The organism is Sphingobacterium sp. UBA7253, from assembly GCF_002472745.1.
GTDB lineage: Bacteria > Bacteroidota > Bacteroidia > Sphingobacteriales > Sphingobacteriaceae > Sphingobacterium > Sphingobacterium siyangense.
Window position 1 is genome coordinate 1 of the sequence record NZ_DKSP01000216.1, and the last position, 16,908, is coordinate 16,908.

At 38.4% G+C, this 16,908-nt stretch carries 20 protein-coding genes; 11 read left to right on the forward strand and 9 right to left on the reverse strand.

Annotated features, from left to right (window positions below):
- Together B2X72_RS21810 and B2X72_RS21815 are read right to left on the reverse strand one after the other, a co-directional pair.
- Positions 1-932: hypothetical protein (locus B2X72_RS21810; RefSeq protein ID WP_286851478.1), on the reverse strand; the 932-nt coding region annotated here is incomplete at its 3' end.
- Positions 929-1,672, reverse strand: coding sequence for a LytR/AlgR family response regulator transcription factor (locus tag B2X72_RS21815; RefSeq protein WP_083295993.1), 744 nt, complete (start codon positions 1,670-1,672; stop codon positions 929-931). The genes B2X72_RS21810 and B2X72_RS21815, both read right to left, overlap by 4 nt.
- A gap of 187 nt (positions 1,673-1,859) precedes the next feature.
- Between B2X72_RS21815 and B2X72_RS21820 the strand changes: the two genes are divergently transcribed.
- The 4 genes from B2X72_RS21820 to B2X72_RS21835 all read left to right on the forward strand — a co-directional run bounded on the left by B2X72_RS21820 (position 1,860) and on the right by B2X72_RS21835 (position 4,162).
- Positions 1,860-2,513, forward strand: a complete 654-nt coding sequence (locus tag B2X72_RS21820) for a Pr6Pr family membrane protein (RefSeq protein ID WP_070566966.1) — start codon at positions 1,860-1,862, stop codon at positions 2,511-2,513.
- Positions 2,514-2,585: 72 nt separating this feature from the next.
- Positions 2,586-3,107, forward strand: coding sequence for a hypothetical protein (locus B2X72_RS21825; protein WP_070566963.1), 522 nt, complete (start codon positions 2,586-2,588; stop codon positions 3,105-3,107).
- Positions 3,108-3,235: 128 nt separating this feature from the next.
- Complete coding sequence (locus B2X72_RS21830; protein ID WP_046675059.1) at positions 3,236-3,643, forward strand: VOC family protein; 408 nt, start codon at positions 3,236-3,238, stop codon at positions 3,641-3,643.
- Positions 3,644-3,898: 255 nt separating this feature from the next.
- Complete coding sequence (locus B2X72_RS21835; RefSeq protein ID WP_070566961.1) at positions 3,899-4,162, forward strand: hypothetical protein; 264 nt, start codon at positions 3,899-3,901, stop codon at positions 4,160-4,162.
- An 81-nt stretch (positions 4,163-4,243) separates the two neighbouring features.
- On the opposite strand, the gene B2X72_RS21840 is transcribed toward B2X72_RS21835, so the two are convergent.
- Positions 4,244-4,867 carry an HPP family protein gene (locus B2X72_RS21840; RefSeq protein WP_070566959.1) on the reverse strand — a complete coding sequence of 208 codons (624 nt, stop codon included), beginning with the start codon at positions 4,865-4,867 and terminating at the stop codon, positions 4,244-4,246.
- Between the two features lie 382 nt (positions 4,868-5,249).
- Between B2X72_RS21840 and B2X72_RS21845 the strand changes: the two genes are divergently transcribed.
- A complete protein-coding gene (locus B2X72_RS21845) occupies positions 5,250-5,708 on the forward strand; it encodes a VOC family protein (RefSeq protein WP_070566955.1) in 459 nt (152 codons plus the stop codon).
- 2 nt (positions 5,709-5,710) lie between these two features.
- On the opposite strand, the gene B2X72_RS21850 is transcribed toward B2X72_RS21845, so the two are convergent.
- From B2X72_RS21850 to B2X72_RS21865, 4 genes are all read right to left on the reverse strand, one after another.
- Positions 5,711-6,043, reverse strand: coding sequence for a winged helix-turn-helix transcriptional regulator (locus B2X72_RS21850; RefSeq protein WP_046675064.1), 333 nt, complete (start codon positions 6,041-6,043; stop codon positions 5,711-5,713).
- 93 nt (positions 6,044-6,136) lie between these two features.
- Complete coding sequence (locus B2X72_RS21855; RefSeq protein WP_070566953.1) at positions 6,137-7,300, reverse strand: PepSY-associated TM helix domain-containing protein; 1,164 nt, start codon at positions 7,298-7,300, stop codon at positions 6,137-6,139.
- A gap of 85 nt (positions 7,301-7,385) precedes the next feature.
- Entirely contained in the window at positions 7,386-7,865 is a 480-nt protein-coding gene (locus B2X72_RS21860) for a hypothetical protein (RefSeq protein ID WP_286851479.1), read from the reverse strand.
- Positions 7,866-8,144: 279 nt separating this feature from the next.
- Positions 8,145-8,609 (reverse strand): GNAT family N-acetyltransferase, encoded by a 465-nt coding sequence (locus B2X72_RS21865; protein WP_254667721.1) that lies wholly within the window; start codon positions 8,607-8,609, stop codon positions 8,145-8,147.
- Between the two features lie 363 nt (positions 8,610-8,972).
- Between B2X72_RS21865 and B2X72_RS21870 the strand changes: the two genes are divergently transcribed.
- The gene (locus B2X72_RS21870) at positions 8,973-10,421 is read left to right on the forward strand and encodes a DUF2931 family protein (RefSeq protein WP_070566948.1); all 1,449 of its coding nucleotides are present in this window, start codon (positions 8,973-8,975) and stop codon (positions 10,419-10,421) included.
- 95 nt (positions 10,422-10,516) lie between these two features.
- On the opposite strand, the gene B2X72_RS21875 is transcribed toward B2X72_RS21870, so the two are convergent.
- Complete coding sequence (locus tag B2X72_RS21875) at positions 10,517-11,008, reverse strand: GNAT family N-acetyltransferase (RefSeq protein ID WP_070566947.1); 492 nt, start codon at positions 11,006-11,008, stop codon at positions 10,517-10,519.
- A 278-nt stretch (positions 11,009-11,286) separates the two neighbouring features.
- Between B2X72_RS21875 and B2X72_RS21880 the strand changes: the two genes are divergently transcribed.
- Positions 11,287-11,892: a hypothetical protein gene (locus B2X72_RS21880; protein ID WP_070566945.1), complete on the forward strand. Its 606-nt coding sequence runs from the start codon at positions 11,287-11,289 to the stop codon at positions 11,890-11,892.
- Positions 11,893-11,963: 71 nt separating this feature from the next.
- A complete protein-coding gene (locus tag B2X72_RS21885; RefSeq protein WP_070566943.1) occupies positions 11,964-13,007 on the forward strand; it encodes a hypothetical protein in 1,044 nt (347 codons plus the stop codon).
- Positions 13,008-13,148: 141 nt separating this feature from the next.
- Here B2X72_RS21885 and B2X72_RS21890 read toward each other — a convergent pair whose 3' ends face one another.
- Complete coding sequence (locus B2X72_RS21890; protein WP_070566941.1) at positions 13,149-13,832, reverse strand: YceI family protein; 684 nt, start codon at positions 13,830-13,832, stop codon at positions 13,149-13,151.
- Between the two features lie 311 nt (positions 13,833-14,143).
- On the opposite strand from B2X72_RS21890, the gene B2X72_RS21895 reads away from it, so the two are divergent.
- The 3 genes from B2X72_RS21895 to B2X72_RS21905 form a co-directional block, all read left to right on the forward strand.
- Complete coding sequence (locus B2X72_RS21895; protein WP_070566939.1) at positions 14,144-14,527, forward strand: winged helix-turn-helix transcriptional regulator; 384 nt, start codon at positions 14,144-14,146, stop codon at positions 14,525-14,527.
- Between the two features lie 158 nt (positions 14,528-14,685).
- Positions 14,686-16,032 (forward strand): acid phosphatase, encoded by a 1,347-nt coding sequence (acpA, locus tag B2X72_RS21900; RefSeq protein WP_070566937.1) that lies wholly within the window; start codon positions 14,686-14,688, stop codon positions 16,030-16,032.
- 34 nt (positions 16,033-16,066) lie between these two features.
- Positions 16,067-16,908: hypothetical protein (locus B2X72_RS21905; protein WP_286851481.1), on the forward strand; the 842-nt coding region annotated here is incomplete at its 3' end.

Here is a 16,908-nt window from a genome sequence, read left to right on the forward strand (position 1 = left end):
ATGAATTTTTCTCCCAAGGCCGGCTTATTTAATGAAACATAGATTGCGGCAACATTACTGTAGTCTACGAATAAATTGTTCATCAATATAGAGGACGCTGTTTGTTGGTGCAAACGTTCATCTATCGCTATTTTTAGCAACTCATAATGTAAAATGGAGTCCGGTTTTTTAGCCGTTTCATAGTATTGGATCTTCGAATCATATAGAAAACTAATGTTGTATTTGTCTGGATTTTTGGCATGTAATTCTTCGAGTTGATGAAGGAAGGGGGCAATATCTTTTGCTGGCCGCTGTAAAGTATTCAGCGTCTGGATCATTTGTACCAATACGCGTTGTCGGTTAATGTGTCCTTCAGGCAGCGAATCAATTAGGGGGAGTACCGAACGATTCATTTTTTCTGCAAGGTTATACTGAAAGGAGCTCAAGTTGTTTTGGGCAGCGGACAGTAATATCGCTGATTTCGCTTCGGTTGACAATCCTGATGCGGTATCCGACAAAACAATCGTGGCGGCTTTGTTGTAATAATAGCCCGCTTCGCGTTGTTTTGCTTCTATGCTGCGGATATTTCCTATGCCATTGTAAATAAGAGCTTTGTATTTAGCGTTTCCGGTGGTGAGTTCAATGAGTTCGAGCGCCTGTTGAACAAAAAAAAGAGCCGAATCTTGGCCACTCATAGCATAGAGTCGTGCTAGATAATATTTTACACGGGCAGCGAGTACCGTGTCTTTTTTTACGGTGGCATGCTGGTCTAACTTTAACCAGGCAAGTTTGATGGAATCCCCATTTGCTGCATTTAATCTTTGGTCCTCCAGCGTTTTAATCTCTGCGGCAATAGCATCATGATCGGGCGACAGTGCGTCATTCTTTCGAGCGCAAGCGATCGAAAACAAAGACAGTAGCAGCCAAGGGAAAATGCGGTTCAATAGGCTCATTTTTCAGGGAACAGCTGATTTAAGATCGAGTTTTTTCTGCGTGATGAAATCGGAATTTCCTCTTTGTTCTTTAAGACAATATACTCGGAACGATTGACACCAGAAATATGTGACCTATTAACAAGATACGATTGATGGGTGCGTAAGAAATAGGGCGGTGGCAATAATTCTTCATAATATTTGAGGGGTTTAGAAATTAACTCCTTTGTACCATCATTTAAAAAGAAAAAAGTATAGGGACCGTCTCCTTTGCAGTACACGATGTTGTGAACGGGGACGATACGTACATGGTGTATGGAAGACAAGGCGATGCTTTCGGGAAGTTCGCTGGCGTGTAAAGCTTCCTGCACCATTGATAAACGCTGCATCCATTGGGGATTGTTTTCGCTTTTACGCCGGTAACGTTCTAATGCCTCGTTTAATTCGGTTTGATCGACCGGTTTCAAAAGATAATCCAAAGCACCATATTTGATGGCTTTGATTGCAAAATGATTGTAGGCCGTAATGAAAATAATATTCTGTGGAATAGCGATTAGCTTTTTTAGGATGTCAAATGCTGTACCATCACGGAGTTGAATATCCATGAGTATAACGTCTGGTTGTTTCTCTTCAATCAATTTTACAGCATTTGTCACCGTATCACTCCAGCCAACAAGTTCAACATCAGTTTCCTGTTGGATTAAATAGCTGATTTCTTTGCGTACCGCGGGTTCATCCTCGATAATGGCTACTCTGATCATTTATCAATACTTTATACCCTATAAAAATAATAATTGTAAGTAAGGAAACTGAATCCATTTACAATTCGTTGCAATTATTTACAATCTGGATTTAAGATTCGAGTAGGGGTGAATTGGATTTGATCATTTAAAATTCCAAATAGCAGTTGAAATTTTTATATTTAGTATTGTATAGACCACTAGAAATATGGAGGCTCAGAAGTCATTAAAATCGGTTTTTGCTGGTAGCATTGGTATAATTACCTTGTTTGCAATTGTTGGACAGTTTATCTTAAGTGCTCATACCTCCAAGCTTGACAGGATCGACTATATTATTCAGTTTTTTAGTTATTTTACAATTCTGAGTAATGTAATGGTTATGTTATGCTGTTTTTTTACTATTTGCTGGTCAAAGAGTCGAATGGGCCTATTTTTTACTAGACCCGAAACAATTACTGCCGTAACATTATATATTCTTATTGTCGGAATTATCTATAATACCATACTTCGCTTTCTGTCGCATCCTCAGGGTTTATCAATGGTGGTTGACGAATTATTGCATGTGCTCGCTCCTGTGAGTTTTTTCCTTTTTTGGTGGCGTTTTTTGGACAAGGGAACAATCCGGTGGAGTCATATTTTTTATTGGTTGATCTTCCCATTAGTCTATCTTTTTTATACGTTGTGGCATGGTTCGTTTTCTGGATTTTATCCCTATCCTTTTGTCAATGTTTCCGAATTGGGGATGGACAGGGTTATTTTGAACAGCTTTGGAGTAACGTTGGTTTTCATCGTCATTGGTACATTGCTCATTGTATTGGGAAAGTGGCAAAACAAACGGCGTTCTCAACGGATTAAAAAATAAGAAAACTCAAAGCTCTTCGATATTGTTATATCACAAAACGGCGTTTATTTTTTACTTTAATTGAATTGAAAAATGGTTATACGATTTTTTATCTGTGTCTCTTTGGTATTATGTGCGATTTGTTGTTTTGGTCAAGTGGATGTTGATAAAATGAGAGCCGAGTACGCGACTGCTGTTCAAAACAAAAAGCTCTGTGAAACGAATCTGAAACTATTGGAAAAAGCTGCCAATTCCGCCACAGAAAAGGGTTATCTCGCGGCTTATGAGATATTATGGGCAAAACATATGGGCAACCCGTTTACAAAATTGGGGCAATTCAAGAAAGGAAAAAAGCTCCTCGAAGAAATGATCATGAAATACCCTGACAATATCGATTTACGTTTTATTCGTTGGAGCGTGCAGACGCACGCACCATCTTTTTTAAGCTATGGTAAAGATAGATTGCGTGATAAAGATTTCTTGGTCAAAAATTTACATAAATTGCCCAATCCAAAGGGCCGAGAAGTAATATATACCTATCTGAAAGAAGCGAATGGTTATCTAAAAGGCGAGCATGTGTTTTCGCAGGCTGAATTGAATGAGCTCTCCAAGTAACGAGCTTTCCAAACAAGATTTAGCTATTCCACCAGTTCATTGATGCTAAATAAAAATCTTCGCATAGGCCAAGTTTTTTTTGGACGGAAATTTTCATCTTTGTTAGATCAGTAGCAATTAAACTTTAAATGATGAAACAGATATTTATAAATCTCGCGGTAGCAGATGTGAATAAGTCAATGGATTTTTATACACAATTGGGCTTTACGAACAATCCTCAGTTTTCGGATGAGCAAGGTAAATGTATGGTTTGGAGTGAGCATATTTTTGTTATGCTTTTATCTCCGGATAAGTTTAAAACATTTACGGAAAAACCGCTTGCAGATACAAAAAAACAGATCGCAGGACTATTTTCACTTGCTGTCTCTGGTCTGGATCGTGTGAACGAAATTGTTGATAAAGGACTGAAAGCTGGCGGTATAGAACCCACGCCAATGAAAGACTATGGTTTTATGCAACAGCGAAGTATTGAAGATTTTGATGGGCATACCTGGGAGATATTTTACATGGATATGAGCAAATTTCCAACCGCATAAAAATCACAACGGAATAATCGGTGGAAGCAAGGTCCCTGCAGTAATGTAAGGGACTTTTTCTTTTGATTTTAACGTAGCGAAGCAAGTGTATGCCGACCATTGCCGCGGGCGATTTTTTATAGGAAGTACGAATATTAAATCAGGGTAAGCGAATTATAGTTATGGCTTGTCAAAAACGGATGTGCACCCTACATTTGACGAAATGCTCGTTCGTGTTAGATAAGCGGATCAGTATTAGATCATAAAACTTGACATATGTTTAAAAATAGAAAGCTCAGCAAAAATCCGCTTCATTATGTTTATGCGATAATATGGATTCTTATATTTGGTTCCATCGCTTATTACGTTTATTCAGGTGCCGCATTTAAACCGGAGAATGGTAAAATCCATTTGGTCGCCATACTTATTGCTTGGGTGGTGGAGTATTTGGGGCTTACAATTACGAGTTTACTATTCCTTCTGTATGGAATTTATCGGGCTATAATAACTGTTTTAGATGACGGAAAGAAGCGATCATAAAAGGATAGCGTTTGGGCGTCTACCCAAAACGCTATCCTTTATTAGTTTTAGATCGTGTTATTCAATAGACCATAAAGACTTTTAATCAAGACTCGATGGGCTCCTGCTTGCTTCAAAACGGGTTTTTAAATGCTGTCTTCTTGAGCGGCGCAAACGTGATTTTTTTACAGGATAATGTCTCTTTTTCGTGATATTGTTAAAGATCAGAGCCACCAGGAATAAAATTATGCAACCCGATAGTACTGGACTTAATACATACCAATATCCCATCGCTGAAATTTTTGTTCCGCTGCTGACGGCAATGAGTGCTGTTGCTCCACCAGGAGGGTGTAGCGTGCGTGTATGCTGCATACAAACAATGGACAAGGCCACGGCGAAGGGAGCGGTCAGCCAGATAATATCGGGAAGGAGCTGTGCAACGGTAACCCCGGCGATTGCAGAAACAACATGCCCACCAATTAAGTTGCGGGGTTGGGCAAGTGGACTTTGTATGGCACCATAAACCAAAACCGAGGAAGCTCCGAAGGAGCCTATCAAAAAGATATTTTCCAGCGAAGGTAAATGAAGAGATTGGATATAAGCGATAATAAATATTCCTACAAAGGCGCCAATAAATGACCAAAAATGTTCCCAAGGATCGACTAACGTCTCTCTATAGATCACATATCTATAGATCCGTAATTGTCGGTGAAGATGCTGTTTCATTTTATTTGCAAATATATATAGACTAAGGGCTTTAAACTTTGCGTATTCTATCTCGATTTTTGAAGAATTTATAACATCCGATTTCTTATGTTGGATGTCACCATACTTTGGACAGTAAAGTCCATCGAAATGATGTCTAATGAATACCTCATATTTATAGACTCATGGTAGTTACAAAGCTTTTATTCCTTGTTCAGATCGAGAAATTTAATGGGCAAAAGTACATTAAAATAATAAAATCTATCTGCTATAATTTAAAATCTCCCTCTAATACTGCTAGTTTTAACGTATACTCTTTTATGGCCACCAGCCCAACTTACAATTTTGTAAGTTGTTCCAGTCTCCAGAAAAACACATTAGTTTTGTTCAAAAAATATACTTTATGGAATTGAAAGATAATATTTTGGGTTTTCACCACCTGTCGATTAAGGCTCAGGATTTTGATAAGACAATTGGATTTTATGAAAATCTCGGTTTTATTATTGTGCATGAATGGTCATTACCCGAGTTTAATTTAGAACGTTGTGCTATGCTTTTTAATGCCTCTATTGGCTATTATTTGGAAATTTGTGATAAGAATGCTACTATTCCAACGCAGGGAAGAAGGCGTATAGAAGGGGAGGAATATGTCGAGAATGCGCTACTTCATCTGTGTTTTACGGTAGAAGACGCCGAAGATGCCCGAATACAGGCTATCGCCCATGGTGCTCAAGATTTGAGTGATGGAGTATTTCAACTCATACTCAGCCAAGGTAAAAAAGATGTTTTTGTGCGAAATAGCCTCGTTTACAGTCCGAATGGGGAAGTGATTGAGTTTTTGGAGCGTGTTGATTTTAGTTAAGGTTAGTCGTTGTTAAACCCGGAAAGCGCCGCCAATAGGGGTTTTAGTTTACGACTTTTATCGGTCAGCGAATAGATTGATGCTGTTTTACTTCGGTCTTTTTGAATGAGTCCGTCCAGTTGTAATTCTTTCAATTGTTTTGCGAGTGTACGATCGCTGACTTGGGGCAGGAGAATTTTGAATTCCGAGTAGTTCGTATCCTGCTCCAGGAGTTTGAATAGAATCGAAAGCTTCCATCGGCCACTGAATAATGCCAGCGTCTTGGAGGCGTTACAGAACTGTTGTAATGCTTTTTCATTGATTGCATTCGTCGAATTTTCTTTGCGGTCTTTCATAGCAGCTAATATCGATCATTTCTTCTATTATTATCTAGTCGTGTGTCTGATATAAGAATTCATTTGAATAAGTTTAAAAATAAGGATAATACGCTATGCTATGGTTTGAAGTTGAATTGCTTTCTTCTTTTGGCTTTTTGACGGTTTCTTCTTTCTTCTTTTGTTCAACCATATCCATATTCCTGTGATGGGGAGAGAAGCGGCTAGTGTAACGGCTAAGAATACAATAATCTTAGAAGGTAATCCAAATATCGACCCCATATGAATAGATTTCATCATACGTTGAGCCTGTTGCGCCAAAGGTAATTTTTCTAAAGGGTTATTTTTAAGTAGTTGTCCGGATTTGCTGTCAAAGAAAGCCTGGTTGATCTGTAAAGTTGCATTTGAAAAATTTTCCTTAGTTAGTGCAAAAGCTAAGTCCTTCTTTTCAGGAAACGTGATAATTATATTTCCAGAGCTGGGATATAGGCTGTTTAGCTGCTGATAGATCGTATCCAGCACGAGGTAATCTGAAAAAGCCTGATTGTTGATGTTGCTGATCTTCTCTTTTGTTGATTTTTGCGTTGAACCCAATACTTTATAGAATTGTTTATTGTACCAATCGAAACTCCAGGTCAATCCCGTCAAGGTAAAAATAATTAAAAACAAAGATGCGTAAAAACCGCCCACTGCGTGAAAATCCCAGATTTTTCTTCTGAGAGAGGCTGCCATTTTTATCGTTACACGTTGTTTGAGCATGGATTTATTTTTTGGCCACCACAGGTAAATACCACTTAGGGCAAGAAAGAAAGCCGCTAGAGCTGAGATTCCAGTTAGGGTACTTCCGATTTTTTCGACGAGAAGAAAACGATGGATATCCAAAGTCTTTTGAAAAAAACGGTCACTCTGCCGACCTTTGGATAATAGTGCTCCTGTATAAGGATTTATATATGCATACCAGTATCCGGTCTTTTTTTGTCCATACTGAATACGGAAACTACGGGAAGGATCTGCTGGAATTTCGATGCGAAACAACTTCTTGTCCGGAAAGATAGCTTCGGCTTTTTGGGAAATATGTGCAAGGGAAAGACGATTGCTTTGTACAGTTACCTGCTGTTCTTTCGGCCATAAAAGTGGGGTAAGCTCTTTTTCAAAGCTCAATAACATCCCTGTCACGCAAACAGTAAAAAAGATTATACCAAATAATAAGCCCAAATAAAGATGCAATTTTCTAAGTATATTTTTTAGGCTTTTTTGTTTAGCTCTTTTATGTGTCATAGATGCGCTGTCAATCGGATGAACAGCGCAAAAATATAGTATTATCAGTAATTATTCTAAATAAACGTAAAGTTTAATCGTACCGTTAATCGTCCCAATCCTCATTATCGTCGTAATACTCTTCTGGTCTTCTGTCAAGAGGTACATCTTTGAACACACGAATCGCAGCATTTCCTAAGTTGACATTCACTAGAAAAGAAGGGACATTCACAGAAAAGTTCCATCGGCCATTGGTCATATAGACATATCCGCCCCGATAAGGATCATAGAATGTTTTGTAATCGCTAAAGTACACATGATGTCTCATGTCGTAGTGATGTGCGCTAGCCCATCTTGGACGGCCATGATCATGTTCGTATGCATGTTTCCAGTATTTGCGATCTTGCTTATCGCGTTCGCGCACATATTTGTCGTACTCTTTTTCCCGTTTTCGAATGTATTTTTCACGGTCCTTGTTGCCATGCCAGCCATGGTCGTCATGTCCTCTGTGTTGTGCTTGTGTTAAAGCTGGCGTCACCAGAACTAGGCTTAGACAGCCCACCGCAATTGAAATTAGCTTTTTCATTATTCCCAAATTTTCATAGTTATTTTCTAGAATACAAAATCCTTGCCAATTGATCAGTGGTTATGTCTGATCTAATTGGTGTTGTCTGCCAGAGCTGCTTGGACTTCTTCTCAAAAGATACTGATTAGCGGGATAAGGCCTGAAATGGCGATAAATTAGATAAAAGCCGTATCTAATCAAGTTGAATATACATGTGATAATATTCGCCCCCTACTAAAGGAGTTTTTTTGCCGAGTTTGAAACCAATCCTTTCATAGAGTTTTTGTGCATTGGGATTCTCTAGGTCGACGAGCAAACTTTCTTAAAACCATTTTGCTTGGCATGTGTAATTGCATAATTTAAAAGTTCTGTTCCGATACCTTTGCCCCGTGCCATGGGAGCAACCGCAATTGAATCGATATAAAATTCGTCGCCAGCTGTTTCGGCTTCTGGAATCAAATTATTATTGTACAGTTCCTTCATATGATCCAAAATAGGCTGTCTTAATTCAATAAATCGATCACCATCGTAACCGGTTAATGAGCCTAAAATATGTCCATTGTCGTCAATTGCGACAAACGTATGCTCATAACTATAGAGATTACCTTTTTGCTTGAAGAGCTGCGTTAAGAAATTTACAGCCTCGCTTCGATCTTCTTTTTTGATAAAGCGAAATATAATGTCTTCCATTGCCTGGAGCATAATTTCAGGGACATAATGTGCGTCACTTTCTTGGGCACTTATAATGTTATGATGTATATCCATTTTTTTGAAGAATAAAAGCGAAGTTAGTAAACTTAAATGATTTTCGTTAAAGGGCTTTTGATCGGATTTTTTTTCGAAGAAATTTTACTATAACGAGCGATATCTCGCTGAGGGGATAAAGTCGACCGTTTATTGAATGTAATATGAAATGGCTCAATGTATCGATCCTGACGAAAACGAATAACAGTTAATTAAATCCTTCTTGTGAAAAAAATATATTGTCCACGTTGGATCGAATAGTTGATCAATGTATTTGAATATTGATCGGCTTATATTCATAAGACATTTCTTGTTATTTTTGAATCGTGTTGTTGTCAGTTATACGGCTTTCGGCAGCTTTTTTTGGATTAAAAACAAATTACAATGATTATAAGAGCGACAGTTTCTGCTTTTTTGGTTGCTATCATCAGCCTAATTGCGACCTTACTTGTACAGAATGCAGATCTAAATATGGTTTATGCTGCATTTTGCTGTTCGCCTTATTTTATTGTTATCGCTTTGATTTATTTCTATTTTAATTTCTTTCGGAAGAAGTTAAAGGTCTTAGAGAAACCAAAATTCGCTTTTGAACTTGGCTATGGTTTTCTTTTTTATTGCTTATTTTCTTTATTGCTTCCGGTACTTCTTTTTTTATCAACCTGGGGTGATGAATACGAGCATCGGCTTTATGCAGATTTAGGGGGAGTGATTAAGGAAATGTTTCCTTTGATTTTAACACTCAGTATCTTCCTGACATTCTTTAGTAGCGTGATTATCACATGGGCAATAAAATCCTGGAAATATTTGGTTCCGACTTTGCTTGGATATCTTATTTTACTACCGATTATATTCGCGTTCTCAACGACAATACGTGAGTTTAATGACCTCAGGGAAGAACGCCTAACACAAGAAGATAATATCAGAGAAGGGCGCTATAAATGGTTCTGTGCGATGAGTAATCCAGCAGCTTATCCCGTCCAGTTATATAGTGGCCGTTTTATCTTTCCGAAAGATGAAGATTATGAATTTACATTTAGTGAAGGCAATATCGTAAACTATAACGCCGTGTGGGGACAAGCTGGAGGCGGTACATATGAGCAGGTGATGTCATTGCCTAAGGCATTAGACGTTACTTGGTATTCCTTTGCTGAAGATGTTTTTTATCGCATGAACGGTCCGATTGATTATAGTAAATTGCGGAGGTTGTTCAGTACACCATACCAAGAAAAAGGAGCGATCAAAACTAATGATGAACATTATAATAAGATTATTTTGGGTTTTGCTCCTGGCGGTGTACTTGTAGTATGGGCCAGTGGGACAGGACGTCGTCAGGTCGAAATCGGTCGTTATCAAGCCGAAAAAGTAGTGATCCATGCTACGGATACATCCAAAGATAATGGAGCGTACGGTAATGTCTTTAATCAGGAATGGCGCGATCAAGTATTGTCCGATTATCGATTATTCCTTCGGATGTTCAACAAGCCATTGCAAATAAATCTATTCCCTATGGCTACTGGGATAAATTACGGCAACGTTATCCTGTACAGCCTAAATTTGTATTGTCTTCTGACAGAAAAGCATTTGATGCGGACTTGGAGTTTTATAATTCCGAACGATTTGTCTTTGATGAGCGTCTTCGGGATATGGACATGGCATCTCGAGGTATTCCCAAAGATGTGTACATTAAATGGTATGATCAACATAATAACCGATGTGCTGCGCGGTTTTTGTTTGATGAAACTGAGACATTTAAGAATTTCGCTTCATTTTTTAATGACAAAAAGGACGTTGGGGCTATGCTGGAGTTCAGTGTTGACACAAAGACTAACATAGCAACAGCGACATTAAGAACCGATAGTGAAAGTAAGCTGCTTTTGAAAACTGAAGTAATCGACTATGGGGAGCATTTCTAAAATTTGGAAGTGAATCTACAGATCTTTTTTCATGTTATAATTTGGTATTTCGACTTCAGTTCTTATTTGTATCTGCTCAGCGATAACTTTAAATCCATTTGCCTCAAAAAAGGGTTTCGCGGTTTTACTTACATCAGCAGTCACGAAAGTTCTTTCTAGTCTTCTTGCTTCATCTTCCAATGTAGTATAAAGTTTTTGAGCAATCCCTTGGCGTTGAAAATCTTTATGGACATACATGACATCGACATAGTTTCCATGATTGAGGGAAGCGAACCCAACCATTTTCTGATTTAGCATAGCTACAATAAAATACTGATCTTCGATTAGCCGATGCCAACGGCCATGATTATTGACGGACGATACCCATGCTGCAATTTGCTCGTTATTATAATTATCTGCGCATACAGTCGCAATAGTTTCAGAAAATAGGATTAACATTTCTTGCAGATCTTGCAATACTCCTTTTCGGAGAATCAATCCCATTGTTTTTGTTTGAATTTTGGTCATCTTTTGGAAAAAGTGTTGAATAAAAGGCTTGATATGCCAAACCTAATGGGTTGCAGTGGTATCAAAAGAAGGCGAAATTTTAATGAAAACGTGTAATTATGTTAAAGTTATAAATATTATATTTATAACCGCAAGTCGGCGATCCGATTTACGAACAATAAGTCAGTATTAACCATTTTCTCGGAGGATTTTGCGTATTAATTTCACAGAATTGTTGAAATTAATTTATCGGTTATGCCAATAGGCAGACAGAGCGTTGAAATTGACCTTTTTCAAGCATGAAGACCATATTTTATTTTTTTGTATTCGTTTCTTTGGTATTGTCAAGCAACTTTAATCATGTATGTGGGCAATCTGTAGTGGAAATAGCTGCAATTAAAAACCCTGTTGTCCAACTGGAGGCTGCTCTTCAGTTGCCTATTAGGTTTGATGGTGATACGATAAAATTGAAAAATGCCTTGGCGCCGTTTTTGGAATTGGCAGACAAAAAAAGAAGTGTTGCTTTAAAATGGGCTTATTATATGCGTATGGCTGACGGTTTCTCAATTGCGTTTGATCGCATAAATTCATCATCTGAGCGCTATTATCGTTTGGCTGAGCAGTTGCTCCGTGTACATCCAGATCCTGAATTAGAAATGTTGGGTTGTGCCCGTGAAGGATATTACAACTTTATCTATAGACGGGTAAAGGAAGCATTTCCGTTCTTTTTACGAGCGAATGATTTAAAATCTAAAGTTACTATCAAAAAAATCCCCATGGTAGTCAAGCATTACCAATTTATGGCGAGTTTCTACAGCTACATTGGTGAACAGGCAAATGCTGTTGCTTATTTAGAGGAAGCGCTACCTTTACCACGCCGGCTGCACGGGAACGTGTCGATCTGATCAATTCCATTGCTGTATATCTAGCAAAGGACTCGCTCGATCACCAAGCTTTTACCTATTTGAATCGCGCAATGGATGAAGCTAAATTGGCGAAAGATTCGGTTTGGATTGGTATCATTTCGGGTAATTTAGCAGATCATGCATGGCGAAAAGGTGAAAAGGAAAAAGCTATTGGGTTAGTTAAGAAAAATATTGAGCTTTCTATGCGTTATAATGAGCGGAAAGATGCGATGCGTGCAAATCTCAATTTAGCCAATTGGTATATCGAATTGAAAGAATGGAAATTGGCTGAGCAATATGTGATGACCTGTGAAAGTTTGATGGAAGATAAGCCCTATTTTTTAAAATATAAAGTAGAATTAGCAAAATCCAAGTCTAACATCATGCGGGGGTTAGGACGTGGAGGGGAGGAGCTTAAGCAATTGCATTTGTATCTGATGTTGAAAGATTCGTTGGAAAAAAGGATGAATGATAAAGAGATACAGAAAATGCTGTGGCAAAGGGAGTCTGAAAAATACAATCGGACTATACAGGCTACTGAAGAAAAACGGATTCGGACAAAACGCATGTATCAGTTTATAGGCATTGTTCTTCTCTTGATTTTTGCCATAATTGTATTGTTGGTCAATAAGTCGAAAATTAAAATTAAGATGCGGAATACTTTACTAGAAAAAGACCAACTTGCGCTTGCCGATGAAAAACAATTGCTAGATCAGGAGCTAATGATTTTACGAAACTCTTTGACTGAATTTACAGCCACCATCCGCCAGAATGATGTCGTTATCCAGCAACTTAGGCAGGAGGTGGCGAAGATCTCCGAATCTGATCCGGCGTACATCACGCAGGTTACGGATAATTTGAATGCGCTTTTGCAGCAACACATTATGACAGATGAGCGGTGGCAAAAATTCAAACATGTTTTTAACAAAGTGTATCCCGCTTATCTGACACAAATGCGGCAAACTTATCCAAAGGTTACCGAGAATGATCTTAAGATATTAGCGCTGCTCAAATTGGATTTAAGTAATGCGAGTATGAGTGAATTGCTGTGTGTTTCGGTGGAAGCCGTTCGTAAGGCAAAACAGCGATTGAAAAAAAAAATTAGAGCACACTGAAAAGTAAGGGAGATTCACATTTGATCCATGTCTTGAATAAAGATGATCTCGTATTCGGAGGTTATTTAAATCAAATAGATTAATCAAGTAGAGTCTACCGGATTAATCTATTTGCTAAGAGCGACGAAGCGCTATCGAAATCTATTTCGCATTTTTTGCAGTGACATTAAGTTCAATGTCAACGTTTTGTGCGATCATCCAGTCTTGAGGGTTACCTTCTGTACCGTATGTAAGACCCCAATCTTGTCTTTGGATCGTAAATTTAGAATAGAATGTTACTTCATCACCATTGAAAGTAATTTTTGCAGGGAAAGTTACATTCACCGTTTTATCTTTGATGGTTAAGTTACCACTAACTGTATTTGTCGCATCAGCAACAACACTTTTTCCTTGCGCTGCATCAAATGGGCCAACTTTGGTGATTTCGAATTTTGCAGTTGGATATTTTGCTACGTCAAAGAAATCAGCACTTTTTAAATGTGCATCCAGATCTGATGATTTTTTGCCACCGGATGTCGCAGGATCTACAGAAGCTGTATCTGTCAGAATAGAATTGACATCGATAGTGAAAGTACCACCAGTAACTGCGTTATTTTCAGCTGAAAGTGTTCCTTCGCTTTTCAAAACACCATATCTTGGGTTTAAACCGCCTTTATGGTAACCAGTCCATTTTAATGAGCTTTTATCTGCTTCAACAGTGTAAGTCTGTCCTTTTTGTTCAGTTACTTCCTGAGCAGTTGTTGTTGTTGCTTTGTCGCCATTTGTATTTTGACAAGAAGCTAACAACAGGATAAGGGCTAAACCCGAGATTAATTGCTTTTTCATTTTTAATCGTTTTATTTTTTATATGTTTTTTACACTTTATATTTTGCCGCATCAACTGTGCCAATTTGCAACTGCTGATGTTGTCGATACAAAGGTAGATGATAGATAGTTTATTTTTGGTATCAGTTTCCTTAAAGAAACTACTTTCCAAAAAGATAGTGGTCTGTAACTTTATAAATGCGTATTTTTGTAAGAATAAAGAAATCATGTCAGTGGCACCAAGCTTTGCTTGTGTGTTCATTTATCGTTGATCGTATCGGGGATAAGGAAGCCTGTGAGGGTAGAGCGTACATGAATAAAAAAATAATGTAATGAAAAAGGAAGCAACTTTAACGTCGTCAGGTGCATGCAAAACACGTGTGTTGGCCATTAACGATACCATGGAGATTTTGGCCGGAAAATGGAAATTTCATATTATAGGTACCTTATTGTTGGTTGAGAAATTACGTTTTATGGAACTGCTGCGCGAAGTTGAGGGGATAGGTGCGAAGATGTTGTCTAAAGAACTGCAGGATTTAGAAATGAACCAGCTGATCAGAAGAACAGTATTAAATACCAAACCTCTGACGGTGGAGTATGAATTGACCGAATGCGGAAAAACTTTGGGCCCAATCATCGATGAGATTACTAAATGGGGTATAACTTACCGAAGTAAGCTTTATAACAAGAATGGGGAACTGGAAGCAACGACCTAGTATGTAAACACGCCTTTACTTTTAGTGATAAGAGGGAGGATGCCTGTAAAGAACCTGATACGTTGGTAGCAAATCCCTTTGATAATAGGTTATGAAAACGATAATAATTGTAAGTTTGTTCTAGAAATTACAGTCTAACCTACTAAAAAGAAGACAGGATGCGGTTACAACACTTACTTTATTTGTCTCTTGGAGTTTTGAGTATCAGCAGTTGCGGAGTTACCAAAAACGCCCGACACCAAGAGATTCCCTTTGATGAAGGTATCAAAAAAATTAACCATGTGGTTGTTATTTATATGGAAAACCATAGTTTTGACAATCTTTATGGCGAATTCAAGGGAGCCAATGGCATAGCGAATGTCAGAAAGGGTGATTTTTTACAGGTAGACGAGAATGGTGAAGCCTACCCATACCTCCCCGAAATTCCACGTAACAATTCCTTTCCAACCAATCTACCCAATCAATTTTTTAATATAGACCAATATGTACCTTCGGATAAGGCGACGCCCGATGTTACACATCGGTTTTATCATAATCAATTGCAGATCAATGGTGGAAAGATGGATAAATTTGCACTCTATAATGATTCCAAAGGTTTAGCGATGGGCTATTACAATACAGAGAAGCTACCTTTGTATCCGTTTGCCAAAGCCTATACATTATGTGATAATTTCTTTCAGAGTGTATTCGGCGGATCCTATTTAAATCATATTTATATGATTTCTGCGGCTATTCCTGTTTGGCCTGATGCACCAAGCTCAATGGTTGCTAAACTCGATGCAAATGGAAAGATGATTAAAGATGGTGTAGTTACGCCAGATGGTTATGCAATCAATCATGTGCTTTCTCGCAACAAACCTTATCCTGCGAAATCTGATACTTCCAAATTATTACCTTCTCAGACTATGCCGACCATTGGCGATCGCTTGACAGCGAAAAATGTAAGTTGGGCTTGGTATTCAGAAGGCTGGGATGACGCTGTTGCCGAACGTAAAAATAATTTTGCCTACAATCATGAGCCTTTTTTATATTTTGCTAATTATGAGGATGGTAAGGAAGGACGACAACACATGAAGGATCAAAACGATTTTATCAAGGCCGCAAAAGAAGGAACGCTTCCTAGTGTATCTTTTGTTAAACCAGGTGGGGGCAATGATGAGCATCCTGGAAGTTCGGCAGTCTATTCATCAGAACAACTTGCTGTTAATTTGATCAATGCTGTATTGGAGGGACCGAATGCAAAAGATGCGTTGGTGATTTTGACCTACGATGAATTTGGTGGCTTTTTTGACCATGTTAACCCACCCGTCGTTGACCGCTGGGGACCTGGTAGCCGAATCCCGGCAATTGTCATTGGACCATTTGCTAAGCGTGGTGTAGTGGATCATACGCCGTATGAGACAGTGAGCATCCTTTCATTTATAGAAAAACGCTGGGGAATAGAGCCTCTTGCTGAAAGGGATAAAAAAGCAAATCCCTTTAGAAATGCGCTCGTTTTCAAATAGTCGGTTTTTATATCGAGAGATAGGAAATTGAACTATGTGTAAAAAGGTTGTCGTTTGTATCTTATTGGTTGCAATAGTATTTACCCTCGGATTTACTACAGGGCAGCCTGTTTATACTAAACAAAAAGAGGGTAATGCCCGTGAGCATCTGATTCAGAAAGAATTACTGGATCAGATGCTTTCTTTTAAGACATATATCAAGGATACCCTGCAGGCCGAAGTACAGAAAGGTACGGTGGATACGCTACGTCTCAGAAGAGCCTTTTTGACGACAAGGCTACTTTTTAAAAAGTTTGAATGGGCTTCGGAGTATTTTACTGCAGATCTATCCAGAAGGTTAAATGGACCTCCGGTGGAGGAAGTTGAAAATGCGGATTTGTTGGATCCCTCTTTGGCTAGAGGGGTGGAGCCTATTGGATTGCAGGTGATTGAAGAGCTTATCTATCCCACTTACGATAATAGCAATAGGCAAAAGCTAATTCGTGAAATCGAACATTTGATAACCAATACGGATTATTTGATTTCCTATTTTGAAGATCATCAATTGGAGGATTGGCGCATTTTGGATGCTTCGAAACTTGAAGTATTTCGGATTATATCTTTGGGGATTACCGGATTTGATAATGCACTTTCTCGAAATAGTATGATCGAGTCTTCTATGGCGTTAGGCAGCCTACAGCAAATTCTTTTGCAATATGAAGGTAGAAAAGAAACGCTAACATTGATGCTTAAAGGGGCGATCAAATATTTGCAACAACACGCGGAATTTGAATCGTTCGATAGAGCGCAATTCATTACCCAATTTGCCAACAACATCAGTACAGAGATAGCACAGTTGGAACGTAATCTGCCTGGCCCTAAAATCAGATACAATCG

Excerpts from the sequence above, each read along its gene's own strand:
- B2X72_RS21825 (WP_070566963.1), top strand. The coding sequence starts at position 2,586 with ATGGTTATACGATTTTTTATCTGTGTCTCTTTGGTATTATGTGCGATT.
- B2X72_RS21865 (WP_254667721.1), bottom strand. The coding sequence starts at position 8,609 with ATGGATATACATCATAACATTATAAGTGCCCAAGAAAGTGACGCACAT.
- B2X72_RS21860 (WP_286851479.1), bottom strand. The coding sequence starts at position 7,865 with ATGAAAAAGCTAATTTCAATTGCGGTGGGCTGTCTAAGCCTAGTTCTG.
- B2X72_RS21880 (WP_070566945.1), top strand. The coding sequence starts at position 11,287 with ATGAAGACCATATTTTATTTTTTTGTATTCGTTTCTTTGGTATTGTCA.
- B2X72_RS21870 (WP_070566948.1), top strand. The coding sequence starts at position 8,973 with ATGATTATAAGAGCGACAGTTTCTGCTTTTTTGGTTGCTATCATCAGC.
- B2X72_RS21830 (WP_046675059.1), top strand. The coding sequence starts at position 3,236 with ATGATGAAACAGATATTTATAAATCTCGCGGTAGCAGATGTGAATAAG.
- acpA (WP_070566937.1), top strand. The coding sequence starts at position 14,686 with ATGCGGTTACAACACTTACTTTATTTGTCTCTTGGAGTTTTGAGTATC.
- B2X72_RS21850 (WP_046675064.1), bottom strand. The coding sequence starts at position 6,043 with ATGAAAGACCGCAAAGAAAATTCGACGAATGCAATCAATGAAAAAGCA.
- B2X72_RS21845 (WP_070566955.1), top strand. The coding sequence starts at position 5,250 with ATGGAATTGAAAGATAATATTTTGGGTTTTCACCACCTGTCGATTAAG.
- B2X72_RS21885 (WP_070566943.1), top strand. The coding sequence starts at position 11,964 with ATGGATGAAGCTAAATTGGCGAAAGATTCGGTTTGGATTGGTATCATT.
- B2X72_RS21840 (WP_070566959.1), bottom strand. The coding sequence starts at position 4,867 with ATGAAACAGCATCTTCACCGACAATTACGGATCTATAGATATGTGATC.
- B2X72_RS21855 (WP_070566953.1), bottom strand. The coding sequence starts at position 7,300 with ATGACACATAAAAGAGCTAAACAAAAAAGCCTAAAAAATATACTTAGA.
- B2X72_RS21815 (WP_083295993.1), bottom strand. The coding sequence starts at position 1,672 with ATGATCAGAGTAGCCATTATCGAGGATGAACCCGCGGTACGCAAAGAA.
- B2X72_RS21820 (WP_070566966.1), top strand. The coding sequence starts at position 1,860 with ATGGAGGCTCAGAAGTCATTAAAATCGGTTTTTGCTGGTAGCATTGGT.
- B2X72_RS21895 (WP_070566939.1), top strand. The coding sequence starts at position 14,144 with ATGAAAAAGGAAGCAACTTTAACGTCGTCAGGTGCATGCAAAACACGT.
- B2X72_RS21890 (WP_070566941.1), bottom strand. The coding sequence starts at position 13,832 with ATGAAAAAGCAATTAATCTCGGGTTTAGCCCTTATCCTGTTGTTAGCT.
- B2X72_RS21835 (WP_070566961.1), top strand. The coding sequence starts at position 3,899 with ATGTTTAAAAATAGAAAGCTCAGCAAAAATCCGCTTCATTATGTTTAT.
- B2X72_RS21875 (WP_070566947.1), bottom strand. The coding sequence starts at position 11,008 with ATGACCAAAATTCAAACAAAAACAATGGGATTGATTCTCCGAAAAGGA.